We start from the raw sequence: 21,691 nt of genomic DNA on the forward strand, positions 1-21,691 counted from the left end.
TGCACAATAATTAACCAAAGAGTGATCGCCTTATTTTCTAAGAGTTCTCATTCTAATTTTGTCATCTTTAATAACACTGAAATGTCCAAGTCAGGTATCACACGTGGCAATCACTAGCAAGGAATCTCATAGATTAAGTAGAAATAGCATAGACTTTTTCGGATTTGAGAGCAGCACTGGCATAGCTAAGACAAGCTTGTATATCCGCAACAGTTATACCTGGATAATTTCGCAAAATTTCGTCAATACTCCAACCTTGCGCCAGAAGATCAATGATAAATTCAACAGCCAGTCTTGTTCCTTTAATGATTGGCTTGCCAACTAAAACATTAGGATTAACAGTAATTCGAGTTTGCCAGTCCATAATTTAAGGTGTGTAGTCTAACACCATAAATATAGCGTTTCTGTTCGATATAAAGCCAAATAATCTCTACATTTCTCCAAAATATTGAACTATCTAACTCCTCCATAAATTGCGAGTTTCTCATGACTAATCCATGCCCAAAGTTGATCGCCATAGGAGAAATGCCACCATTCATTTGGATGTCGCACAAATCCGCTATAGGTCATTACCTCGTTTAATAACTGGCGATCGCTATGAAATTCCATCTCTTGCTTATCACTAGAGTTAGCAAAATAATCAGGTAAAGAGCGATCGCTAATTTCATCAATCGGCGAACCCATATCTATAGTTTCAATCCTTCCGTAGGAAGGATTGAAACTACACAAGGTCACATCGATCGCTGCACCTGTGCTGTGAGGAGGCGGAGTTTTCGGATCTTGGCTAGGAATTGCCCAAAACTTCATTACTTCAGCATTAAGTGAATTTTTTTGATCTTCAGTAAGCGAATCTATTTCTAAGCCTTTACTTGCCACTAACTGAGCAAAACTGTAGTCCACCATAAACTGCTGCACAGGAATCGGACGATAGGCATCAAAAATCGCAATTTTCCAATTGGGGCGAAGGGCTTGCAAATAGGCTTGAGATTTTTGTAATCTTTCTAAAATTCCTTGGCGGACAAAAAAAGGAGAGCGATCGCCATATGGTGCGCCTAAAGACATATATGGATGCGGATCGATTGTTATGATGCCAGAGTCGAGATCAGAGGAGAGTGCGACCAGTGGCTCATTACAATCGGCAATGGAAATGTGTTGATAGGGTTTCATAGAAGAAGCGTATTGCTAAATTTGCAAACCGATGACATCATAGTCCCTTCTCAAAAGCTAAAAGCCAATAGCCAATAGCTAATAGCTTTTAGCTAATTATCAACAGCTATAGCCATATACGGCTTGATCGCTAATAATGAGTAAATACACTTACTGTACAAAAGTTAACAGTTTATCGGATATACTCCGCTAGACTCTTAGCCCACGTTAATTCTGATGTGAGGAGGATAAGGCGATCATTTCTACAAACCGTTCAACCAATGCAGGTACAACCAGCACTCTACAGCCAACATTACAGCCTATGCAATCGACGATGGATCTCGGCACAGCTTCACAAATTATTGAGCCATTAGAATCAACCACGCTCGAACTTTCGCAAATGCCACAAATTGAACCCAACGCCCCAGTCCTCCGCATCATCGGTAAAGCCCCTTTATCTGGTCATGTCCCTATTAGCGGTGCAAAAAATTCGATCCTTGCCCTCATGGCAGGCACACTCTTATCCTCCGAAGGCTGCCGTATTCGTAATGTCCCCAACCTCGCTGATGTGCAGCGTATGGGTGACATTCTCGAAACCCTTGGTGTCAAAATTTCTCGCAATGCTGAAGTCCTCGATCTCGACACTAGCAACCTGACCACCAACTCTGCGCCCTACGAATTGGTCAGCAAAATGCGAGCGAGTTTCTTCGCCCTAGGTTCATTACTAGCAAGACTTGGTTCCGCAAGAATGCCTCTCCCCGGAGGTTGTGCGATCGGGGCGCGTCCTGTCGAATTGCATGTACGTGGTTTACAAGCTTTGGGGGCGGATGTTCAAATTGAGCATGGCATCGTGATCGCCCATGCCAAGAGTCGTAATGGACGTTTGCAAGGTGCAAAAATTTATCTTGATTGCCCCAGTGTTGGTGCGACCGAAACCTTAATGATGGCGGCAACATTAGCCGAAGGTCAAACAATTATTGAAAATGCTGCCCAAGAACCTGAAGTGATCGATCTTGCGGATCTTTGCATTGCGATGGGGGCAAAAATTCATGGTGCTGGTACAAATACCATCATCATTGATGGTGTCGACAGGCTCCATTTTGCTGACTTCACCGCCATTCCCGATCGCATTGAAGCCGCAACTTTCATGGTTGCAGCCGCCATTACGCGATCGACCTTATCAATGTCACCAGTAGTTCCCGCACACCTCACCGCCGCCATTTCTAAATTGCAAGATATCGGTGTGACTGTACGGATTGATGCCCCCGATACCATCACCGTCATTGGTGGCGATCGCTATCGTGCCGTTGACATTGAAACCCTGCCTTACCCCGGATTCCCTACGGATATGCAAGCGCAGTTTATGGCTTTGCTGACTATCTGTGAAGGTAATGGCGTAGTGACTGAAACTGTATTTGAAAATCGCTTGCAGCACGTTGCGGAACTCAATCGCATGGGTGCAAATATTCGCCTCAAGAATAATGTGGCGGTAGTGACAGGTGTTCCGCAATTGTCGGGCGCTCCTGTGATGGCGACGGATTTACGTGCCTCGGCAGCATTGGTTATCGCGGGACTAGCCGCCGATGGTGAAACCACAGTCATGGGCTTGCATCACCTCGATCGCGGTTACGATCGCATTGAGGAGAAGTTACGCAATGTTGGCGCGAAGCTCTACCGCACTACAGAAACAGTAAATGCCTAGATAAAAAAGCCCCGCTTTGCTTACGCGAAGCGGGGCTTTTTTCATTAAGGGACTTGCGATTAATTAAAGTACCTACGGCTTCGACTTCGCTCAGCCAACGTTGGCTGAGCGAAGTCGAAGCCATACAAACTCGGTGGTACCTTTTTTCTCGTCAAGTCCCTAATGGAAGAGAATTTCATTGCCCTTTTTATACGGTCGCCCTCCAAAAGTAGTTCCAATATCAACAGATAAAATTTGGGTTTGATATGATAGAGATCCTTGATCTTGATAGCGTTCTCAACAAACCTCATGGCACTGTTCGACATTCGTACCCCTTGGCAACCTACCGCCGATCAACCCAAAGCGATCGCCCAACTGCTCGATGGTTTACAAAAAGGAATGCGTTATCAGACCCTACTGGGCGCAACGGGTACTGGTAAAACGATGACTGTCGCCAATGCGATCGCTAAATATCAAAAGCCCACTCTAGTCCTAGCCCATAACAAGACCTTGGCAGCGCAGCTATGTAATGAATTGCGCGAATTCTTTCCCAATAATGCCGTTGAATATTTCATTAGTTATTACGATTACTATCAGCCAGAGGCATATATTCCCGTTACCGATACTTATATCGAGAAGACTGCCTCGATTAATGACGAAATCGATATGCTGCGCCACTCCGCCACGCGATCGCTGTTTGAGCGCAAAGATGTGATTGTGGTCGCCTCCGTAAGCTGCATCTATGGTTTAGGAATTCCAGAAGAATATCTTAAGGCTTCGATCCCTCTAGCCGTCGGTGTGGAATACGATCAAAGGGAATTGCTAAAAGCCTTAACTAATGTGCAGTACGAACGCAATGATATTGAGCTAGGTCGTGGTAAATTCCGCGTTAAGGGTGATATTTTAGAAATTGGACCTGCCTACGAAGATCGCACCATTCGCGTAGAATTTTTTGGCGATGAGATTGAAGCAATTCGCTATGTCGATCCTGTGACGGGAGAGATTTTGCAAAGTATGGAAGCTTTGAATATCTATCCTGCAAGGCACTTTGTCACCCCTGCCGATCGCTTAGAAATTGCCTGTGCCGATATTAAAGCAGAACTGGAAGAGCGTCTCGAAGAGTTAACTAATGCAGGAAAATTACTAGAGGCTCAACGTCTGGAACAGCGCACTAAGTATGATTTGGAACTATTGCAGGAAGTCGGCTTCTGTAATGGCGTGGAGAACTATTCGCGGCATCTCGCAGGACGACAAGCGGGAGAGTCGCCAGCCTGTTTAGTAGACTATTTCCCCAAGGATGATTGGTTACTGATTGTCGATGAATCTCACGTTTCCATTCCGCAAATTAGAGGGATGTATAATGGAGATCGCGCCAGAAAAATGACCCTGATCGATCATGGCTTCCGTTTACCCAGCGCGGCGGACAATCGACCTCTCAAGGCTGATGAATTCTGGGATATGGTCAAGCAATGTATTTTTGTTTCCGCCACCCCCGGTGATTGGGAAATGGAAGTCTCAGAACAGGTAGTTGAGCAAATCATCAGACCCACAGGCGTAGTCGATCCTGAGATTTTTGTCCGCCCAACTGAGGGACAAGTGGATGATCTTTATCATGAGATTCAATTGCGGATTAAGCGCAAGGAAAGGGTCTTAATTACAACACTAACTAAGAAAATGGCGGAGGACTTGACTACCTACTTTCAAGAGCGAAATCTATCGGTGCGATATCTCCATTCCGATATCAAATCTATTGAGCGGATTGAGATTTTGCAAGCTTTGCGAAAAGGGGGATTTGATGTTCTGATCGGGGTGAACTTGTTGCGAGAAGGATTAGATTTGCCTGAAGTGTCACTGGTGGCAATTCTCGATGCAGATAAGGAAGGCTTTTTAAGAGCCGAGCGATCGCTAATTCAGACTATCGGACGGGCGGCGCGAAATGTGGCGGGACAGGTGATTATGTATGCCGATCGCTTGACTAACAGTATGGAAAAGGCAATTTCGGAAACAGAACGTCGCCGCCGCATTCAGATTAAACATAATGAAGATAACAATATTACGCCAAGGTCAATTGTGAAGTCGATTGAAGGTAATGCGATCCTTGATTTTCTATCAGTTTCGCGCCGACTCAATGAGCGCCAGCTTGAGTATGTGGTCAATAATGCGAAGGAGATTTCTCTGGATGACATTCCCGCCATCATTGAGCAGTTGGAAGCCCAAATGAAGGATGCTGCGAAGAAGCAAGAGTTTGAGCAGGCTGCTGCTTTTCGCGACAAGATTAAGGCTTTGCGCGATCGCCTCATCGGTAAAGCGTAAATCTAGAAAATTAAGATAGTATTTAGAGAAAGTGAATTTAAAACTTAGGAAAGCGTATGTTTACACTTGCAGCAGCAATTGAGGTTGTTGAACAGTTACCAATAGATCAACAAGATATGTTGGTAAAAATTATTCGTAATCGTCAGATTGAGCGTCGGCGTAATGAGATTGCTCAAAATGGACGTGAGGCGTTAGCGGCGTATCAGATTGGCGAATTAAAGTCTTACACCGCAGAAGAGGCGATCACTGAGTTACGGAATATGCTTGATTCACCAGAATAATCTATGAGAAAGATTGTCTTTTCGCCAAAATTTGGGTGTGCTTTGCGGCGGTATGTTAAGTGAAATCCTGAACTAAGAAATCGCATATTGATGAAAGATGTCGAACAAAAAGTTGAGGCAACGGGGCAATGCCATGTCACGGAGATCGCTCAATCCTTAAAGCATAAACCCAAGAAATCATGAATTTAATCTATATGTTTTATGCTAAAATCACTGAAATCATAACCTTACTGAGTTTATAAGCCATTTTTCGTAATTACTAATGACAACATTTATAGAAGTTTTTCCTATTAATCTTTCTGCATTGCCAATACTTTATGCTTACAAGTTGATAATAGGGAATAACGATATGTCCACTATTGGATGGAAATTTGCATATAGATTAAGGGCTGAATTGGGGGGGCATTGGGTATGGAGTGAAAGCAAGATTGTTGGAGATAAGTTAGTATCCGAACTCGAAATTAAAAATATTGTAGAAGTCCTTTGGCAAGAGCAGCCCGAAGTTTATAGGAATTTGCAAGGATTGAAGCGAGATATAGATTTTGCAATCACACCTCAATCCCAAGCAGATTTTGTGGCTTTTGGTTTGTTCTCAGATATTCAAAGAGAAATCAAGTTGAAGCTATCTCAGAAGAATCACGATCTTGGCAGAGCTAAAATAGAGAGAACTTATGGTGTAAAAGCATGGGTAGTCAATGACCATCCATCGATCTCTATTTCGGTTCAATCAAATTTAATCTACAAAGAAGATTTCAAGACCTATGCAGCGAAAGTTGCTGACCCTAATCAGCTATTAGGAATAATGGTTGAAGATAAGGGATCTAGCTTAAAAGATGAAATTGTCGCCATAACAGGGCGGCTGATTGACCACAGAACGAGGCTTTTGAGCTTAACAAAAAAAGATGAATCAAAAGCTCTGATTAATAATGCACCTGATGATGAATTAGTTGTTTCTGTCGGGAAATCTCGTTACGACTACATTGCGAGTGCATTAAAGATTGTTCTTCGGTTGGCAGACTGTCAGCGCTTTGGGGTAGACTCCCAGAAAGCGTTAAATATTTTAAAAATAGAACCTAAGTTGCGTTCCGATATAATAAGCTCTATCGCTGAAATTGCTAAAAAACAAAATTTTATTCAAAATGCTTACACTTCTGGGAAAAATACAAATTTGTTCTTGAGTTCTGAAAGCATCGGATTTAGCTCAAATCTTTGTTTTGGCAATGCCAAAATCGGCAAGCATAATGAGATGTTGAGTAGCTTAAAACTATATGGTGTATATAGGAGAGCAAAAAATTTTTCTGAAAATAACCCAATTTATATTGGTATTATTAAAGGTGCTAAGACAGAGAGTTTAGAAAAATTCTGTCCCGCGTTGCAAGAAGAACTAAGCAAATTAAAATTCAAGTCTGAGTACGTCGGATTAAAGAATATCCAAGAAGATTCAAGGATAAAAATAGAAGAAGCTATTAATATCTTGATGCAGAAAGAAAAACAGCCAGATATCATACTAGCTTTTTTTAATGATAACTCTGAAGAAGAGGGTAGTGCGTACGATAAATTTAAATCTATAACTATCGGTCGAGGTATACCTAGTCAGTATATTGAAAAATCAACAACTACCAATACTTTCGCATTAGGTAATATAGCTTTGGGGATTTTAGGAAAAACAGGCAATACCCCTTTTGCTTTAGCTGAACCATTACCTTATGCTGATTTAGTAATTGGTCTTGATGTTGCTCGTCAAAAAAAGCAAAATCTGGCAGGAAGCCTCAATGCTACTGCTATAGCCCGTATTTACTTTAGCAATGGAGATCTACTAAGATATCGCATCCATGATGCTCCACTAGAAGGAGAAACGATTCCACAAAATGTATTACAAAGTTTATTCCCTATCGATGAGTTTCAGGGAAAAAGAGTAGTTATTCATAGAGATGGCTTATTTCGTGGCAAAGAGAAACAGGTTCTAAAATCATGGGCTAAACAAATTGGTGCAGAATTTTATCTGGTTGAAGTAATTAAAGATGCCGTACCAAGAATTTATTCCTTCACTAATGGAGAAGTGAAACAACCAGCTAAAGGTGATGTTTTTAAATTAAGTGATACTCAAGCTTTTTTAGTCTCGTCATTGCCCCCATTTAAAAATTCCACTCCTCAACCTTTGCAAATTCGTACAGAAGCCCCTTTTACAATTGAGCAAGCTGTCCACTCCGTTTTATCGCTCACACTTTTGCACTATGGTTCACTTAGGGGGACAAGATCTCCAGTCAGTATTCACTTTAGTGACAAAATCGGTGGTTTAGTTTTGAAAGGAATTAAACCTAAAGATTTAGAGGGAACTATCCCTTATTGGTTATAAGGTTATCGTAATCAAGAAATGAGTAGACACGAAGCAAGATTTTTATCAGATTAGATTAGAGGTAGATCATGGAAACTATTAGTATTGAAGTTGAGCCAGAAATTGCCAGAGCCTATCAAGAGGCAAACTTGATGGAACGCAAAAAAATGCAAATCATCCTCAATAGTTCGCTCAAACAATTTGTGCGTAAGCTATCTTTGGAAGACACCATTCAAGAAATGCAAACACAAGCCAAAGCCAACGGACTAAACCAAGAGATCCTGAATAAAATTTTGAATGAAGACTATGACTAAACCTAGATTTGTCATAAATGCAAATATCCAAGAGAACAAACAAATGACTACCAGAGAAAAACTTATTCAAGAAATCTCCCACGTTCCTGAAGAACTAGTAGAAGAGCTTTTTGACTTCTTGCTATTCACACAAACTCGCAGACAACAAAATAAAACCTTAAAAGAACCAAGACCCTATGCCCTCTGTGCTGGCGAATTTACTGTTCCTCAAAACTTTGACGACCCTTTACCAGAAGATATCTTAAAAGACTTTGAATAGAATAGACAAATTATGCGATTGCTTCTTGACACACATATTTTTCTTTGGTTTCTTAATGGAGATCCTCAACTTTCTTCACAGTTTCGCGACTACATCCAAGACCCCAATAACAATGTCTACCTGAGCGTTGTATCTGTTTGGGAAGCCACAATTAAATATCAACTTGGTAAACTTCCTTTCCCAGAATCCCCTGCAACATATTTACCAAGACAACGTATTCGACATCAAATCGATAGCCTACAAATTGACGAAGCTAGTATTACACAACTAATTCGATTACCACCTTTACATAGAGATCCCTTTGATCGACTTTTAATTTGTCAATCTATTCAGCATAATTTAACGATAGTGACTGCCGATCAAGCGATCATTAACTATCCAATAGTTCAAATTCTAAAATGATAATTTATAACAATCACTTGCTCGTTTAACTTTACAGCGAAGCGCAATCGCATTATCCACAGATGTAGTCATATATCTGTATGTTGTAAATGGCAAAGCCGATTATTTGATTACAGGCGATCATTATTCTCCTAAATCATATCTAGGCGCTAACTCTTGCATTCATGAATTTAAAATCTTCTTCCCCATCTTTTAATGTCTTACTACTAGTGCCTACTGGCATTAATGCCGCTATTGGTGGCTATGCAGGTGATGCTTTGCCAGTGGCGAGAGCGATCGCCTCAATAGCGGATAACGTAATCACCCATCCCAATGTCTTAAACGGCGCAAGTTTATATTGGTCAATGCCAAATGTGTTATACACCGAGGGATATGCCCTTGATCGCATGGCAAAGGATGACTGGGGACTGCGTGCGGTCAGATCTAATCGCATAGGTATAATTCTCGATCGCGGTATGAAATCAGACTTAGAATTACGTCACCGTCAAGCGATTGCGGCGGCACAAGCGACATTAGGATTGAATATTAGCGATGTATTAGTGACCGATCGCGATCTGGGTGTGGAATTGAGATCGGGGGAGTCGGGCGCGACATGGGGAACGATCGCCAATCTCGATAGTTTACTCAGAGCCGCCGAGAAATTGATTAAAGTTTCTCAAGTAGAAGCGATCGCAGTAGTCGCCAGATTTCCCGATGATCCTGATAGCGAGGCATTACAAAACTATCGCCAAGGCAAAGGGGTGGATGCTCTCGCAGGAGCCGAAGCCGTAATTAGTCATGCGATCGTGCGCGAATTTGCCATACCTTGCGCCCATGCCCCTGCCTTACAACCATTACCACTCGATCCAAGCGTTTCGCCCCGTGCGGCGGCTGAGGAACTAGGTTATACATTTCTGCCCTGTGTATTAGTCGGATTAAGTCGCGCCCCGAAAATCATTACCAATCGCAATCTGCTTAAGCCTGATGATATTACGGCTGATGATATCAATGCGATCGTTACGCCTTACAGTGCTTGCGGTGGTGCGGGTTTATTAGCACTTAATCCATTACCCCATGTCCAAACTATTTTTGTGAAGGAAAATCAAACGGCGCTAGAAGTTACCCCTGAGATATTGGGATTAAAAGGTGTTGTAGTTGAAAATTATTGGGAAGCGATCGGGGTTTTAACCGCAATGAAAGCAGGAATTAATCCTCGCAGCTTACGAAATTACCCAAACCTATAAAGTTGTGACCCTTTGGGGCACAACTTTATAGGTTTGGGTAATGGCGGTGCAAAGCACTGCTATTTCTGGAACTACGAAGTAAAAGATTTGCCTAAGCCGATCGCTGCCAGCTTTTTACGAAAAGCGATCGAGCTTTTGTCGCCTGCAATATGTACCTCGTCCGCAAGGCAAATTGGCAAATCCTCTGGCCATTGCTCCTCAACGATCGCCTTGTCCTCATAAAATACCTGATCATTAAAATCGAGAGTGTTTTGTAGAGGCGCATCTTTATCAAAGTTTCGACAAATCGGAACAAACAATCGCGTTTTCCGTGCCGAAATTGGCGAAGCCGCGTTGAGAATATGTAGATTGCCATGAGGAAAGAAAACAGTCAACTTGGCGGTGAAGGGAATAAACAGTTCAAATAGTCTGCGCCACAAAAAATCAGGTGGAGCTAAATGCTTCATGCCATGAGCGTAGTTGCTAACAGTACTGATATAGTCGGCTCTGAATCCAGAGGCTGTTTGCTCGATGCTATAGTCTGGCACTTCGGGATTATCCTTTTCCCCAAAAGACTTCGCATGGATAAAGGCAAAGTGACTGACATCTAAGAATCCTTCCACTTGTCGCCCTGCTGCCGCATCCAAATCCACGGAATTAGGTAACACCTGAATATAATCTGGATCTTCCCATTCATCAAATTCAGGAAATGGAACTGCACCATTATCGATCAATCTTGTCCAGACTAACCCATAGCGCTCCATTACTGGATAGGTCTTAAGTTTAAGTCTTGATGGAATTGTGGCTTCAGGCTGAGCGGGAATATGAACACATTTAGCATTGCAGTCATATTGCACACCATGATAAGGACAAACGAGGCGATCGTTTTCAATCCAACCTAAACTCAGGGGTGCGCCACGATGCAGGCATAGATCTTTAGCAACAATAACCGAGCCATCGGAAACTCGATAAATCACCAATCTTTCGTCTAATAGGTGTGTGCCATAGGGCTTTTCAGTTGTGATCTCATGGGAAAATGCAACGGGATACCAGAAGGGTGCAAGCGCTTGCCAATCAGTTGAACTAAAAGTGCAATTGCGTGGCAAAGATACTTCTTTGGTTGCTACCATAAAAATCACTCTTGTGTCTAGTTCTATAAGATTGACGTTACAACGCACCAAAGTTTTATTCTGTATAACTTTGCACGAATCTAGTTAACACGAGTTCGGAATAACTCAAAACCCAAAAGTAAAAGGCTTGCTACGCAAGCCTTTTACTTTTGGGTTTTTAAAATTTGCCAGCTTAACTCGAACTGACGTTATAGATAATTCAAATAAAAAATAGGGCTTCGACTCCGCTCAGCCAACGTATATAGATGGCTGAGCGGAGTCGAAGCCTCTTTTAACTTATTTAGAACTGCTATAGTTATGGCGATCGCCTAAATTTCTGACAATAATTTTCCTATTGGTGTGGAAGTAGGATAATTTTGTGTAATACTTGTAGATCGCACTTTTAAGTAATCTCACAACTAAAAAAATGGCTAAAAACAAAGGTGTCCGTCTCGTTATTACGCTAGAGTGCACCGAATGTCGCACCAATGCCAATAAGCGATCGCCTGGTGTATCTCGTTATACGACCATGAAAAATCGTCGTAATACCACTGCAAGATTAGAACTCAAAAAGTTCTGCCCTCATTGCAACTCTCACACTGTTCACAAAGAAATCAAGTAGTCCGTTAATCCCAATCATTAAAATCGCATAATCCCATCATGGCAATTAACTCCTCTTTTTATCGCAAGCGCCTCTCTCCGATCGCGCCTGCTGCCAAAATCGACTATAAAGATGTCGAATTACTGCGTAAGTACATCACCGAACGTGGCAAAATTCTTCCCCGTCGTATTACAGGTTTGACCGCAAAGCAACAACGTGCTTTGACCACAGCGATTAAACAAGCTCGTGTAGTTGCATTACTGCCTTTCATCAACAAAGAAGGTTAGTAAAGAAATGGCGCGATGCGTCATTTCTTTACTTAAAAATAAAGAGACGCGATGCGTCTCTTTATTTTTTTAGGCATTGCTCAATGACACTAACGACCGATCGCGAAAGGCTATTGAAGTCATAACCACCTTCTAGACCAAATAAGATTTTAGGCGTTACCTCTAGACAAAGCTTTGTCAAAGTACCGAAATCCTCTGGTTTCAGCAAAACACTCGCAAGGGGATCGTCAGCATTGGCATCAAAACCTGCACTGACGATTAGGAGGTCGGGATTAAAGTTTTTGAGAAATGGGATAATTTGATTTTCAAATATTGGTAAATATTCGGTAATAGTCGAATTTGCTCGCATGGGAATATTCAAAATATTTTCATGTTCACCCGTTTCATCTTGATGCCCTGTCATGGGATAAAAAGGTGATTGATGCGTAGAAATGTAGGCAATGTCATGGCGATCCCATACTGCTTCCTGTGTGCCATTGCCATGATGTACGTCCCAATCGAGAATAGCGACACGCTGAAGATTTAAGCGATCAATTGCTGACATCGCCGCGATCGCCGCATTACCAAAGATACAAAAACCCATTCCTGTATGAGCGCGAGCATGATGTCCGGGGGGACGTGCTAGCACAAAGGCAGGGCGACCAGAATTAATCACTATATCCACACCATCGAGCCATGCACTAACGGCTAAAAGAGCCACATCGTAACTTTGCCAAGAAGCGATCGTATCTCCGTCAATATAGCCACCACCCTGATTTGTTAATTGACGGAGAGCCTCGATATATTCCTGAGTGTGAAAACGCCGCACTTCTTGTAAGATATCAAATCCCGATCGCTGTCGTGATTTGATGGAAGTTGGTTCCTGCCAAATTAACTGTGGGGCGATCGCCGAATTTTTCAAAGTATCAACTATGGCAGTAAGGCGACCTGCTTTCTCAGGATGATAAGTGCCTGTATCATGTTCTAGAAAAATATCAGAATAAATAATTGGGAATTTATTAGTAGGTGGAGAATCAATCTCTAAGTTAGATGTCAACATACGCACTTTTGCCTATCGATAAATCAACGAATAGTTGTTGTCTCTATAGAGACTAGCGTTATACTTTTAAAATTACTGATTTGTTGGAAATCTTTCATATTTTCACAGCAATTTTACTTAGGTTTTTCCTGTGGTCGATCCATCTCAACCAACACAGCAATCAGATACGGAAATGCTAGCCGTGCCGAAGGAGCTTGCATTATCGATTCGAGAGATTATCTATCTCTATCATCATCACAATAAACAAAACGTCCTAGAAGCTGTCAGAAATATGATCGCCGCAGCTAAAGATGATCAGATTTACCCAATATTAAAAAATCAAAATTTAACCAATTATTCCCATAACTCAGAATTAGAAAATGACGAAGACTTTCGTAAAAGTTGGGATGACATATTAAATGTCCAAGTTTACATTGATACTGAAATTTTTGGAGAGTTAGATCCGCGCCCACCTGCCCTTGTTGAGATAAATAGCAACAGTGTAGATAGTGAGACGGTAATTCAACATACCGAGGCAACTGAAGCCTATGTGCAGGCATGGAAAGAATTGGCGCAAAATATGTCTTCTTTCCCTGATGATTTATTTACGCGACTCTGGACAACTATAGAAATTGCTAAAATTGTCGAATGTTCACCAAGTAGTTTACGGCGTGCGCGTAGAAGTGGTCGTTTACCCATTCGCATCAAAAATCTCATTCTCGATTGCATCTCCCATGATGGTAAGCGAAGTTTATGGTTTGTCCGTCCAGCTTAAGAAACCATTAGCGATCGCTAAAACATCAAGTTAAAATCATCAATGCTATTTTGTACCTATTAGTTCATGATGTCTTCTCCAGACTTATTCAAACGCCTTGGGCTGGGAAACATCTCCCTATATTGGATTATGCTTGTACCCTTTGTGGTGCAGATTGTCGGCTCAGTAGGACTTGTAGGCTATTTATCTTATCGTAGTGGTGAATCAGCAATTGATAAATTAGCTAATCAAATTATGCAGGAGGTAGGCGATCGCATTGACCAAAGCCTCCATAGTTATCTGCACAAGCCTACGGAGATCAATCAAAATAATGCTGCTAACATAAAACTGGGAATGCTCGATTGGCAAAATTTGGCAGCCGTAGAAAAATATTTTTGGCAGCAATCTCAAATATTTACGGATATATCTTCCGTGGCGATCGCTACAGAACAAAAGGAAATTCTCATAGTTGAAAATTTAGAGGATGGTTCCCGTGCCATTCGCGTCAGAGATCAATCCACAAATTACAATTGGGATACCTATCTTGCCGATACAGCAGGTAATCGGCAGCAGCTAATTAGACGCTCTGCAACCTATGATCCCCACAACGATCCGCCCAATCATCCTTGGTATGGACATGCTAAAAATGCTAGAAGAGCAGTCTGGAGAATTAATGTCTCTCTAGCCAATCCGAATCAACCTTCCCTAATCGCTGTAAATTTTTTGCCCTTTAGCGATCGCAATAATCAATTTCAAGGTGTATTAGGAACTGCGGTCTCCTTGACTCATTTAGGAGATCTCTTGCAAAAGCTCAAAATTGGGAAAACAGGGCAAGCCTTTGTGATTGAGCGTAATGGTCAAATGATTGGGATGTCCACAGGTGAAATTCCCTTTCGACAAGGTTTACTTGCACCATTGACAGAAAACACTGCCAAAAATGTTGATCCGAATAATCGCCGCTTTAGTGTTTTAAATAGTCAAAATGCGCTAACGAGAATTACTGCTCAATATCTGACAGAAAAGTTTGGAGGACTCGATAACATTAAAGATCGTCAACAATTGCGATTTGAGAAAGAAGGAATACATTATTTTGTACAGATTTTGCCTCTGAAGCGAGACAGTAGCCATCAGGATTTAGATTGGTTAGCGGTGATTGTAATTCCTGAAGCAGACTTTATGGCTGAGATTCAGGAAAATGCGAATAGAACCTTTTGGTTATGCGTCCTGACTTTATTGGTGTCCACGGGCATTGGGCTGCTGCTTGCGCGCTGGATTACAACTCCAATTAAGCGCCTAGGCAAAGCCAGTCAGGATCTAGTGAATGGTGATTGGCAAGCTTTACCAGAAGATATTGCGATCGCGGAATTAAATACCCTTGCCCGATCCTTTAATTGGATGGCTGATCAGTTTTATCAATCTTTTGATCAAGTCAATCAATCTCTACGGGAATCAGAAGCTAAATTTTCTACTATTTTTCAGGTTAGCCCCGATCCTGCATGGATTGCGACCTTAGCAGAGGGTAGATGCTTATATGTCAATCAGAGTTTGTGTCATTTTTTGGGAGCTGACCAAAATAAGATCATCGGTCATACCTGTAGGGAACTGAATTTATGGGGTGATCCTGAGGATATGTATCGTTACTGGGACGTACTGCATCGGGAAGGGCGCATCGAAAATTTTGAAGTAGTAGTTCGCACCGCAACGAAAGAGCTTAAGACAGTCTTGATATCCGCAATTTGCATGTCTTTGGATGGTCAGGATTGCGTGATTGGCATTATGAAAGATATTAGCGATCGCAAAAAAACAGAAATAGAACTACAAGAAAGTCAAGCAAAGCTCAATACTGCCTATACAGAGCAAAGTATCTTATTTAATGCTATGAGTGATGTGGTTCTAGTTCGCAATTCTGAAGGAAGTTGCATCAAAATAGCTGCAACTAAAGATTTAAATTTAAAGGGAACTCGTGAAGAAGTTTTAAGCCAATCAATTTACGAAGAGTTACCCCATGATGCTGCTGAGACAATTGTAAGAACGATTCAAACCGCATTAAAAAATAATCAGATTGCAAATTGCGAATACAAATTAGAAATTGATGATCGCGAAATGTGGTTTGCCACCAGTATTTCACCGCTAACGGAAGATACAGTAATCCAAATTTCACGAGACATCACCGAACGGAAGCAATCTGAAATTATTTTAGCTAATGCCAAAGAAGCTGCCGAAGCGGCGACCAAGGCGAAGAGTGAGTTTCTTGCGAACATGAGTCATGAAATTCGCACCCCTATGAATGGTGTCTTAGTTATGGCGCAGTTACTTGCTACTAGTGAACTGACAACAGATCAAGAGGAACTTGTCCAAACCATTATCGAAAGTGGCGATATTCTATTGACGATTATTAATGACATTTTAGATTTTTCTAAAATTGAATCGGGAATGTTGGAAATAGAACAAAGAGAGTTTATTTTAGAAGATGTGATTAATTCAGTTTTCAGCCTCATGTATAATCAAGCTGAAAGCAAACATATCCATCTCTACTATTCCATTCATCCTGATGTGCCTAAAAGCGTGATTGGAGATAGCTCGCGATTACGTCAAATTTTGATTAATTTAGTTGGTAATGCAATTAAGTTTACGCCAAAGGGAAATATATCTGTTTCGATTAACGCTATTCCCTTACCTGATACTTCACAATATGAGTTGAAATTTGCAATAACAGATAGTGGTATTGGTATTCAAGGCGATCGCCTCATTAATCTCTTCCAAGCCTTTACCCAAGCTGATACCTCGATTAGCCGCCGCTATGGTGGTACTGGACTAGGTTTGGCGATTAGTAGGAGATTGGTTGAACTAATGGGAGGCACAATTTGGGTAGAGAGTTTTGGACAAGTTGGAGGCAATCCTCCTCTAAACTGGCAATCAGATCTCATCACTCAAGGGGCAACATTTTATTTTGTGATTCATGTTGGGAGCAATGTAACAATGTGAGTAGCGGCACGAGGTGCCGCTACTCACCTCTTGGGTGAACTTACGCATTAATTTTGAGAAAAAGCCTTATGCTAGAAAGCTGCCAATAGCAACATTTGTGTGAATGTATCTCAAATCTCTCCACATTAAGCAGTTTCGTAACTACATCGATCAGGAAGTCGCTTTCACTGCGCCCAAGACTGTCATAGTGGGTAATAATGCTCAGGGCAAATCAAACCTACTAGAAGCAGTCTTACTATTAGCGACTTTGCGATCGCACCGTGTGAGTAAAGATCGAGATCTAGTAAAAAATGGCGAGTCGATTGGCGAAATTATTGCTATCTGTCAGCGATCGCGATCGCCTGAAAGCTATCCCGTAGAGTTAGGAATGCGGATGCGCTCTAGTGGCAAACGCACTTTAACTGTAAATGCTGTAAATCAGGCAAGACATTTAGATTTTCTCGGCAATTTAAATGCCGTTATGTTTTCCAGTTTAGATTTAGACTTAGTGCGTGGTAGTCCTGAAAGTCGGCGCAATTGGCTGGATACAGTTTTAATTCAATTAGAGCCGATTTATATTAATCTGTTGCAGCAATATAACCAAGTTTTGCGCCAGAGAAATGCTTTACTCAAATCAATTAAACAGGGACAAATAAGCTATGAACCGCAACAAATGGCGCTCTGGGATGCTCAGTTAGTTACAGCGGGAACCAGATTAATTAGAAGACGATCTCGTTTACTAGAACGCTTAACCCCCATCGCAAGGCATTGGCATCAAGCTATTAGCGGTGGTAGTGAGCATTTAGAAATTACCTATGTCCCTAAATTTGAGTTTGCACCAACAGATCTAGTTGAGGATATTCATCAGGCTTTTTTTGAGGCAATTTTCCAAAAAACAATCATTGAACAACATCAAGGTACAAGTTTAGTTGGTCCTCATCGCGATGAAGTTTCCCTCACGATTAATGCTACGCCTGCGCGTGAGTATGGCTCTCAAGGTCAACAACGGACTTTAGTATTAGCTCTAAAACTAGCGGAGTTAGAATTACTGGAATCCGTACTTGGAGAACCACCATTATTATTGTTAGATGATGTACTAGCTGAGCTAGATCTTCAACGCCAAGATCATCTATTAAATGCAATTGGCGATCGCGTGCAAACAATAATTACCACAACCCATCTAGGATCGTTTGATGCTCAGTGGTTAAATTCCGCCCGAATTTTTCAAGTAGAAAATGGCAAAATTTCATTCTAAAAGCAAAAAACAAGCCTGCAATGCAGGCTTGTTTTTTGCTTTGTGTTGTTATTTATTCTTCGTCGTCTGCACCAACTTGACGTAGATGAATATGTTTGCGTCCGAGACGAATTTCTAACTCATCACCAGCCTTTAAACCCATAAGTTGTGTGTAGGCTGAACCGATTAATAGGTTGCCATTCTTTTGAACACTTACACGATAACTAGCACTACGTCCGCCTTTGCCGCTTCCTTTAGCTTCAAGCTCAACCCCATCTGCTTCCATCAAAGCATTATAAAATTTCATCAAGTTAACACGAGCTTGATTGTTTTTGGTGATGGTTGCGTATCCACAAGCTTTAGCTTTTTCTTCTTTTGATAGGTGCTCTAGTTCTTTGACTTTCTGCAACAAAGCTTCACCAGAGAGTTGGACGGGTTGTTTGACTTTTGCCATAGGTTTCTAACAGTTTTATATCAAATTATTTCTAACTTAGTATCTAAGATAGTTGTACTATTCGTCAAATTTTTTAGTTAAATCTACAAGCTATTTATATTTACAGATCTCTGTGATCCATTTCTAATTACTTATTGTGATCCTTAGTTAAGTATTATTCCATAAAATTACCTAAATAGCCCATTTTAGTCTTGTAATTTATGGCACGATCAATATGTCAATTAAGTAGATTGCTAACAATTTTATCCAACTAATTGAACTGTTGAACCCTCATCATTTTTCGATACTTCGATCAGCGTATTAAAAGCTTCCTTCATTTGTGGCATATGGGTAATGACGAGAATGCACTCAAAATCGGGTGCGATCGCATTAATGGCACTGACAAGGCGATCGCATCCTAACTGGTCTTGACTGCCGAAACCTTCATCGATAATTAGGGTTTGCAAAGTACTGCCTTTACGCTGAGCAAGCACACGAGAGAGGGCAAGCCGCACCGCAAAATTAATGCGAAAGGCTTCTCCTCCCGAATAGGTTTCGTAGGGTCTTGTACCTCTCGTATCCGCAATTTCAATGTCGAGGGTTTCGATGAGCCGATCGCTTTTTTTGCCAGATTTTTGAGTGATGAAGCGGACATTTAATTGGCGATCGCTGAGTTGCGCGAGAATTTGATTGGCTTCCACTTCGATTTGTGGTAAGACATTTTCGAGCATCAAGGCTTGAATGCCATTTTTGCCAAAGGCTTGATAGAGTTCATTATGAATGCGTTGACGTTGGCGAGCCGCTTCGATTTGCGAGAGGGTTTCCTGTTCGCGTTGACGGCTTTGCTCTAGTTGTTGTTGGGATTGCTGAAGGCTACCGATTTGGGCGAGGAGAGTGTCCATTTGCGATCGCCAGTTTTGTAAATTTTGCCTTAGACCATGAATTTCCTGAGCATGATCGCCATGCAAGGCTTGAACCTGAGCCTGTAAGCCTGTAATTTGAGCAGAGATAGTTTGAAATTCTTGCTGATGTTTAGTTTGAGACTGTTGCAAATGGCTCACCTGTTGCTGAAGTTCGGGATATTCCTGTTCGGCGCGAGTAAGTTCTTGATAGCGCAATAGTGAGGTCGTCAGTTCTTGTTTTTGGGTGCGAAGTTGTTGATGTCGGTCTGGATCGTAGGATAATTGGGCAAGAGCGCGATCGCACTGTTCGAGTTCATGCTGAACTTCTAGATCGATCAGATTTTTGGTTAAGCGTTCTTCTAATTGATTAATTTTTAATTGCAGATCAGGGATTTTTTGCGAGAGATGATCCGCTTGACGTTGGGCATTTTTTAATTCTGATTGCTTGATTTCCGCCCAGCGCCAGCGTTCGACATCGCCACGAGCCAGAGCATGATTTTTTTCATCATAGGCAAATTTATGGATATTCTTATCGATTAATTCCATTTCCTCCCATGCTTCGCGCAAATAATTTTTAGTTTGCAAGCGATCGCTTAAATCTTGAATCTCCGCTTCAATTAGCCCCAGTCTTTGCACTGCCTCAGCAATTGCCTTCAGCCGTTCTTGCAAAGTTCCCTTGCGCTGAATTAAATCATTAAGTGGCGCGAGTTCCTTTTTGAGATTACGATATTCCTCACGCAAAACTTCGATTTCACAGTTAGAAGCCGCCTGTTGTTCCTTGACCACCCAAATATCCGCTTGCAAATCGCGAGATTCTTGCCTATGTTTTTTCTGCACTAATTGCCAATGTGCCTCATCAAGAGGGCGATCGCACAATGGACATGGCGCATTCGGGACGGTTAACTGACGCATTTTCGCTTCTAGTTTATTAAAGGCAGCCTCGCTATCCGCTAAACGGCTTTTTAATCGTTCCAAAAAGTCCCGTCGTTCTAATCCCTTTTCATGGACACGCTGTTGATAGACTTGCTTTTTTTGCAATGCTTCGATTTGGCGATCTAGCTCCTGAGCATGACTGAGAAGGCGATCGCGATCTTTGACTTGCAACTGCAATTGGTCACGTTTGGCAACTAGTTCTTCTAACTTGGCAGTAAGTTTTGTTTCTTCCCGTTCTAACTGATGTTTGAGCGTCTGATAGCGATGGACGAGGGGCGTAGATTGGGCATGGAGGCGATCAAATTCCTGCAAAACTGCCCTTGCTTTGTGTAATTCGGCGATCGCGGCTTCAATTTCCGTTGCTCGACTTAACACGCCTTGCAAATCAGTTTCCTGCTGTACTAGGCTTTCTAACTGGGCTTGATAATGGCGTAACTGACCTTTAAGTTCACTTTGCAAACTAGCGAGTTTGTGACTAAAGTCGCCACGCCTTTCACTTAGTTTTTGATATTTTTGAAACTTGCGCTCTAGCTCTGCCTCTTGATTAGATAGCAATTGATAGCGTTCGTAATCTTGCAAAATTAGCGATCGCTCGCGCAGATAGTTTTCTAACAGTTGTAATTGCTTCTGTTGACTAGCAAGTTGTCTTTCTGTTTGCGTTAAATTACTAGAGAGCGAAGTTTGCTGTTGCTGTTGCCAAGTCAACTGCTGGGAAACGCTGTTATATTGCTTTTGCAAATCTTCGACAGCTTGTAATTTGGCGCGATCGCGACTTTCCCAAGTTTGTAACTCTGTTAATCGCGATCGCAAAGTTTCTAACTGCGGCACAATTTCTGCTCCCGCTAAAATCTGTGACTGCAAATGCGCCAATAAATTCTCTAAAACAGCCGACTCCGCCTTACTAGTTCGCGCAATATCCTTAGCCCTCTCCGCCAACTCGTCATACTGCGATAGCGCTAGCATATCCGCCAAAATCTGCTTGCGATCGCTGGGACGCTTCAGCATAAATTCATCAGCGCGACCTTGGCGCAAATAGGCGGAATTAACGAAAGTTTCATAATCCATTTTCAGATGGGAAATGATACTTTGCTGCGTGGATCGCACCTTACGCTCAGTCAGGGATTTAAATTTCCCTTCACTCTGCACCTGAAATTCTAAAGATGTTGAACTATTCCGCGATCGCGTTCTAATGACCCGATAGATCTCCCCACCTGCGATAAAAGTGAAATCTACTTGAGTCTCCTTAGAACCCACATGAATCACATCATCTTCACTTGCCGCCCGACTCGCGCCCCATACCGCCCAAGAAATTGCCTCTAATAACGAAGACTTACCTGCTCCATTCGCGCCACAAATACAAGCAACATGAAGCCCACTGAAATCTAAGGCTAATTGTTGATAGCTCAAGAAATTTTTTAATCTTAATTTCTGAGGGATCATTTTGGTGTGTAAGAATCTTTCCTAACAAGTTATACTAGCTATTATTTAATTATCATAATAATGTATTGTCCAACAAAAGTGCA

General features: G+C 41.8%; 19 protein-coding genes. 13 read left to right on the plus strand and 6 right to left on the minus strand.

Annotated features, from left to right (window positions below; translation table 11 throughout):
• Nucleotides 1–133: 133 nt before the first annotated feature.
• On the minus strand, nt 134–364 hold the full coding sequence (locus HC246_RS00480; protein ID WP_169361675.1) for a DUF433 domain-containing protein: 231 nt from the start codon (nt 362–364) through the stop codon (nt 134–136).
• Nucleotides 365–453: 89 nt separating this feature from the next.
• Nucleotides 454–1,167 carry a M15 family metallopeptidase gene (locus HC246_RS00485; protein ID WP_169361676.1) on the minus strand — a complete coding sequence of 238 codons (714 nt, stop codon included), beginning with the start codon at nt 1,165–1,167 and terminating at the stop codon, nt 454–456.
• A 301-nt stretch (nt 1,168–1,468) separates the two neighbouring features.
• On the opposite strand from HC246_RS00485, the gene murA reads away from it, so the two are divergent.
• From murA to HC246_RS00525, 8 genes are all read left to right on the plus strand, one after another.
• A complete protein-coding gene (gene murA, locus HC246_RS00490; protein WP_169361677.1) occupies nt 1,469–2,848 on the plus strand; it encodes a UDP-N-acetylglucosamine 1-carboxyvinyltransferase in 1,380 nt (459 codons plus the stop codon).
• Nucleotides 2,849–3,136: 288 nt separating this feature from the next.
• Nucleotides 3,137–5,140: an excinuclease ABC subunit UvrB gene (gene uvrB / locus HC246_RS00495; protein WP_169361678.1), complete on the plus strand. Its 2,004-nt coding sequence runs from the start codon at nt 3,137–3,139 to the stop codon at nt 5,138–5,140.
• A 56-nt stretch (nt 5,141–5,196) separates the two neighbouring features.
• On the plus strand, nt 5,197–5,421 hold the full coding sequence (locus HC246_RS00500; RefSeq protein WP_169361679.1) for a hypothetical protein: 225 nt from the start codon (nt 5,197–5,199) through the stop codon (nt 5,419–5,421).
• A 262-nt stretch (nt 5,422–5,683) separates the two neighbouring features.
• Nucleotides 5,684–7,777 (plus strand): Piwi domain-containing protein, encoded by a 2,094-nt coding sequence (locus HC246_RS00505; protein ID WP_169361680.1) that lies wholly within the window; start codon nt 5,684–5,686, stop codon nt 7,775–7,777.
• Nucleotides 7,778–7,845: 68 nt separating this feature from the next.
• Nucleotides 7,846–8,070 carry a hypothetical protein gene (locus tag HC246_RS00510; RefSeq protein WP_169361681.1) on the plus strand — a complete coding sequence of 75 codons (225 nt, stop codon included), beginning with the start codon at nt 7,846–7,848 and terminating at the stop codon, nt 8,068–8,070.
• Complete coding sequence (locus HC246_RS25710) at nt 8,063–8,329, plus strand: DUF2281 domain-containing protein (protein WP_225902885.1); 267 nt, start codon at nt 8,063–8,065, stop codon at nt 8,327–8,329. Before HC246_RS00510 ends, HC246_RS25710 begins: the two co-directional genes overlap by 8 nt.
• A 12-nt stretch (nt 8,330–8,341) precedes the next feature.
• Nucleotides 8,342–8,731 (plus strand): type II toxin-antitoxin system VapC family toxin, encoded by a 390-nt coding sequence (locus HC246_RS00520; RefSeq protein WP_169361682.1) that lies wholly within the window; start codon nt 8,342–8,344, stop codon nt 8,729–8,731.
• Between the two features lie 164 nt (nt 8,732–8,895).
• Nucleotides 8,896–9,954, plus strand: a complete 1,059-nt coding sequence (locus tag HC246_RS00525; RefSeq protein WP_169361683.1) for a DUF3326 domain-containing protein — start codon at nt 8,896–8,898, stop codon at nt 9,952–9,954.
• A 71-nt stretch (nt 9,955–10,025) separates the two neighbouring features.
• On the opposite strand, the gene HC246_RS00530 is transcribed toward HC246_RS00525, so the two are convergent.
• A complete protein-coding gene (locus HC246_RS00530; RefSeq protein WP_169361684.1) occupies nt 10,026–11,063 on the minus strand; it encodes an aromatic ring-hydroxylating dioxygenase subunit alpha in 1,038 nt (345 codons plus the stop codon).
• 406 nt (nt 11,064–11,469) lie between these two features.
• Here HC246_RS00530 and rpmG point away from each other — a divergent pair, with 406 nt between their 5' ends.
• Both rpmG and rpsR read left to right on the plus strand, forming a co-directional pair.
• Nucleotides 11,470–11,664: a 50S ribosomal protein L33 gene (gene rpmG, locus HC246_RS00535; protein WP_009629301.1), complete on the plus strand. Its 195-nt coding sequence runs from the start codon at nt 11,470–11,472 to the stop codon at nt 11,662–11,664.
• Between the two features lie 38 nt (nt 11,665–11,702).
• The gene (gene rpsR / locus HC246_RS00540) at nt 11,703–11,930 is read left to right on the plus strand and encodes a 30S ribosomal protein S18 (protein WP_126386092.1); all 228 of its coding nucleotides are present in this window, start codon (nt 11,703–11,705) and stop codon (nt 11,928–11,930) included.
• Nucleotides 11,931–11,991: 61 nt separating this feature from the next.
• On the opposite strand, the gene HC246_RS00545 is transcribed toward rpsR, so the two are convergent.
• Nucleotides 11,992–12,969: a histone deacetylase family protein gene (locus HC246_RS00545; protein ID WP_169361685.1), complete on the minus strand. Its 978-nt coding sequence runs from the start codon at nt 12,967–12,969 to the stop codon at nt 11,992–11,994.
• A 130-nt stretch (nt 12,970–13,099) separates the two neighbouring features.
• Here HC246_RS00545 and HC246_RS00550 point away from each other — a divergent pair, with 130 nt between their 5' ends.
• From HC246_RS00550 to recF, 3 genes are all read left to right on the plus strand, one after another.
• On the plus strand, nt 13,100–13,723 hold the full coding sequence (locus HC246_RS00550) for a helix-turn-helix transcriptional regulator (RefSeq protein WP_169361686.1): 624 nt from the start codon (nt 13,100–13,102) through the stop codon (nt 13,721–13,723).
• Between the two features lie 66 nt (nt 13,724–13,789).
• The gene (locus tag HC246_RS00555) at nt 13,790–16,687 is read left to right on the plus strand and encodes an ATP-binding protein (protein WP_169361687.1); all 2,898 of its coding nucleotides are present in this window, start codon (nt 13,790–13,792) and stop codon (nt 16,685–16,687) included.
• Between the two features lie 103 nt (nt 16,688–16,790).
• The gene (gene recF / locus HC246_RS00560; protein ID WP_169361688.1) at nt 16,791–17,921 is read left to right on the plus strand and encodes a DNA replication/repair protein RecF; all 1,131 of its coding nucleotides are present in this window, start codon (nt 16,791–16,793) and stop codon (nt 17,919–17,921) included.
• Between the two features lie 52 nt (nt 17,922–17,973).
• On the opposite strand, the gene HC246_RS00565 is transcribed toward recF, so the two are convergent.
• Nucleotides 17,974–18,354 (minus strand): AbrB family transcriptional regulator, encoded by a 381-nt coding sequence (locus HC246_RS00565; RefSeq protein WP_126386977.1) that lies wholly within the window; start codon nt 18,352–18,354, stop codon nt 17,974–17,976.
• Between the two features lie 242 nt (nt 18,355–18,596).
• Entirely contained in the window at nt 18,597–21,608 is a 3,012-nt protein-coding gene (locus HC246_RS00570) for an SbcC/MukB-like Walker B domain-containing protein (RefSeq protein WP_169361689.1), read from the minus strand.
• Nucleotides 21,609–21,691 lie beyond the last annotated feature (83 nt).

Origin of the sequence: Pseudanabaena yagii GIHE-NHR1 (assembly GCF_012863495.1) — a bacterium.
GTDB lineage: Bacteria > Cyanobacteriota > Cyanobacteriia > Pseudanabaenales > Pseudanabaenaceae > Pseudanabaena > Pseudanabaena yagii.

What these genes read in the sequence shown, in the direction of transcription:
- HC246_RS00480 (WP_169361675.1), bottom strand. Translation starts at nt 364, where the DNA reads ATGGACTGGCAAACTCGAATTACTGTTAATCCTAATGTTTTAGTTGGC.
- HC246_RS00485 (WP_169361676.1), bottom strand. Translation starts at nt 1,167, where the DNA reads ATGAAACCCTATCAACACATTTCCATTGCCGATTGTAATGAGCCACTG.
- murA (WP_169361677.1), top strand. Translation starts at nt 1,469, where the DNA reads ATGCAATCGACGATGGATCTCGGCACAGCTTCACAAATTATTGAGCCA.
- uvrB (WP_169361678.1), top strand. Translation starts at nt 3,137, where the DNA reads ATGGCACTGTTCGACATTCGTACCCCTTGGCAACCTACCGCCGATCAA.
- HC246_RS00500 (WP_169361679.1), top strand. Translation starts at nt 5,197, where the DNA reads ATGTTTACACTTGCAGCAGCAATTGAGGTTGTTGAACAGTTACCAATA.
- HC246_RS00505 (WP_169361680.1), top strand. Translation starts at nt 5,684, where the DNA reads ATGACAACATTTATAGAAGTTTTTCCTATTAATCTTTCTGCATTGCCA.
- HC246_RS00510 (WP_169361681.1), top strand. Translation starts at nt 7,846, where the DNA reads ATGGAAACTATTAGTATTGAAGTTGAGCCAGAAATTGCCAGAGCCTAT.
- HC246_RS25710 (WP_225902885.1), top strand. Translation starts at nt 8,063, where the DNA reads ATGACTAAACCTAGATTTGTCATAAATGCAAATATCCAAGAGAACAAA.
- HC246_RS00520 (WP_169361682.1), top strand. Translation starts at nt 8,342, where the DNA reads ATGCGATTGCTTCTTGACACACATATTTTTCTTTGGTTTCTTAATGGA.
- HC246_RS00525 (WP_169361683.1), top strand. Translation starts at nt 8,896, where the DNA reads ATGAATTTAAAATCTTCTTCCCCATCTTTTAATGTCTTACTACTAGTG.
- HC246_RS00530 (WP_169361684.1), bottom strand. Translation starts at nt 11,063, where the DNA reads ATGGTAGCAACCAAAGAAGTATCTTTGCCACGCAATTGCACTTTTAGT.
- rpmG (WP_009629301.1), top strand. Translation starts at nt 11,470, where the DNA reads ATGGCTAAAAACAAAGGTGTCCGTCTCGTTATTACGCTAGAGTGCACC.
- rpsR (WP_126386092.1), top strand. Translation starts at nt 11,703, where the DNA reads ATGGCAATTAACTCCTCTTTTTATCGCAAGCGCCTCTCTCCGATCGCG.
- HC246_RS00545 (WP_169361685.1), bottom strand. Translation starts at nt 12,969, where the DNA reads ATGTTGACATCTAACTTAGAGATTGATTCTCCACCTACTAATAAATTC.
- HC246_RS00555 (WP_169361687.1), top strand. Translation starts at nt 13,790, where the DNA reads ATGATGTCTTCTCCAGACTTATTCAAACGCCTTGGGCTGGGAAACATC.
- recF (WP_169361688.1), top strand. Translation starts at nt 16,791, where the DNA reads ATGTATCTCAAATCTCTCCACATTAAGCAGTTTCGTAACTACATCGAT.
- HC246_RS00565 (WP_126386977.1), bottom strand. Translation starts at nt 18,354, where the DNA reads ATGGCAAAAGTCAAACAACCCGTCCAACTCTCTGGTGAAGCTTTGTTG.
- HC246_RS00570 (WP_169361689.1), bottom strand. Translation starts at nt 21,608, where the DNA reads ATGATCCCTCAGAAATTAAGATTAAAAAATTTCTTGAGCTATCAACAA.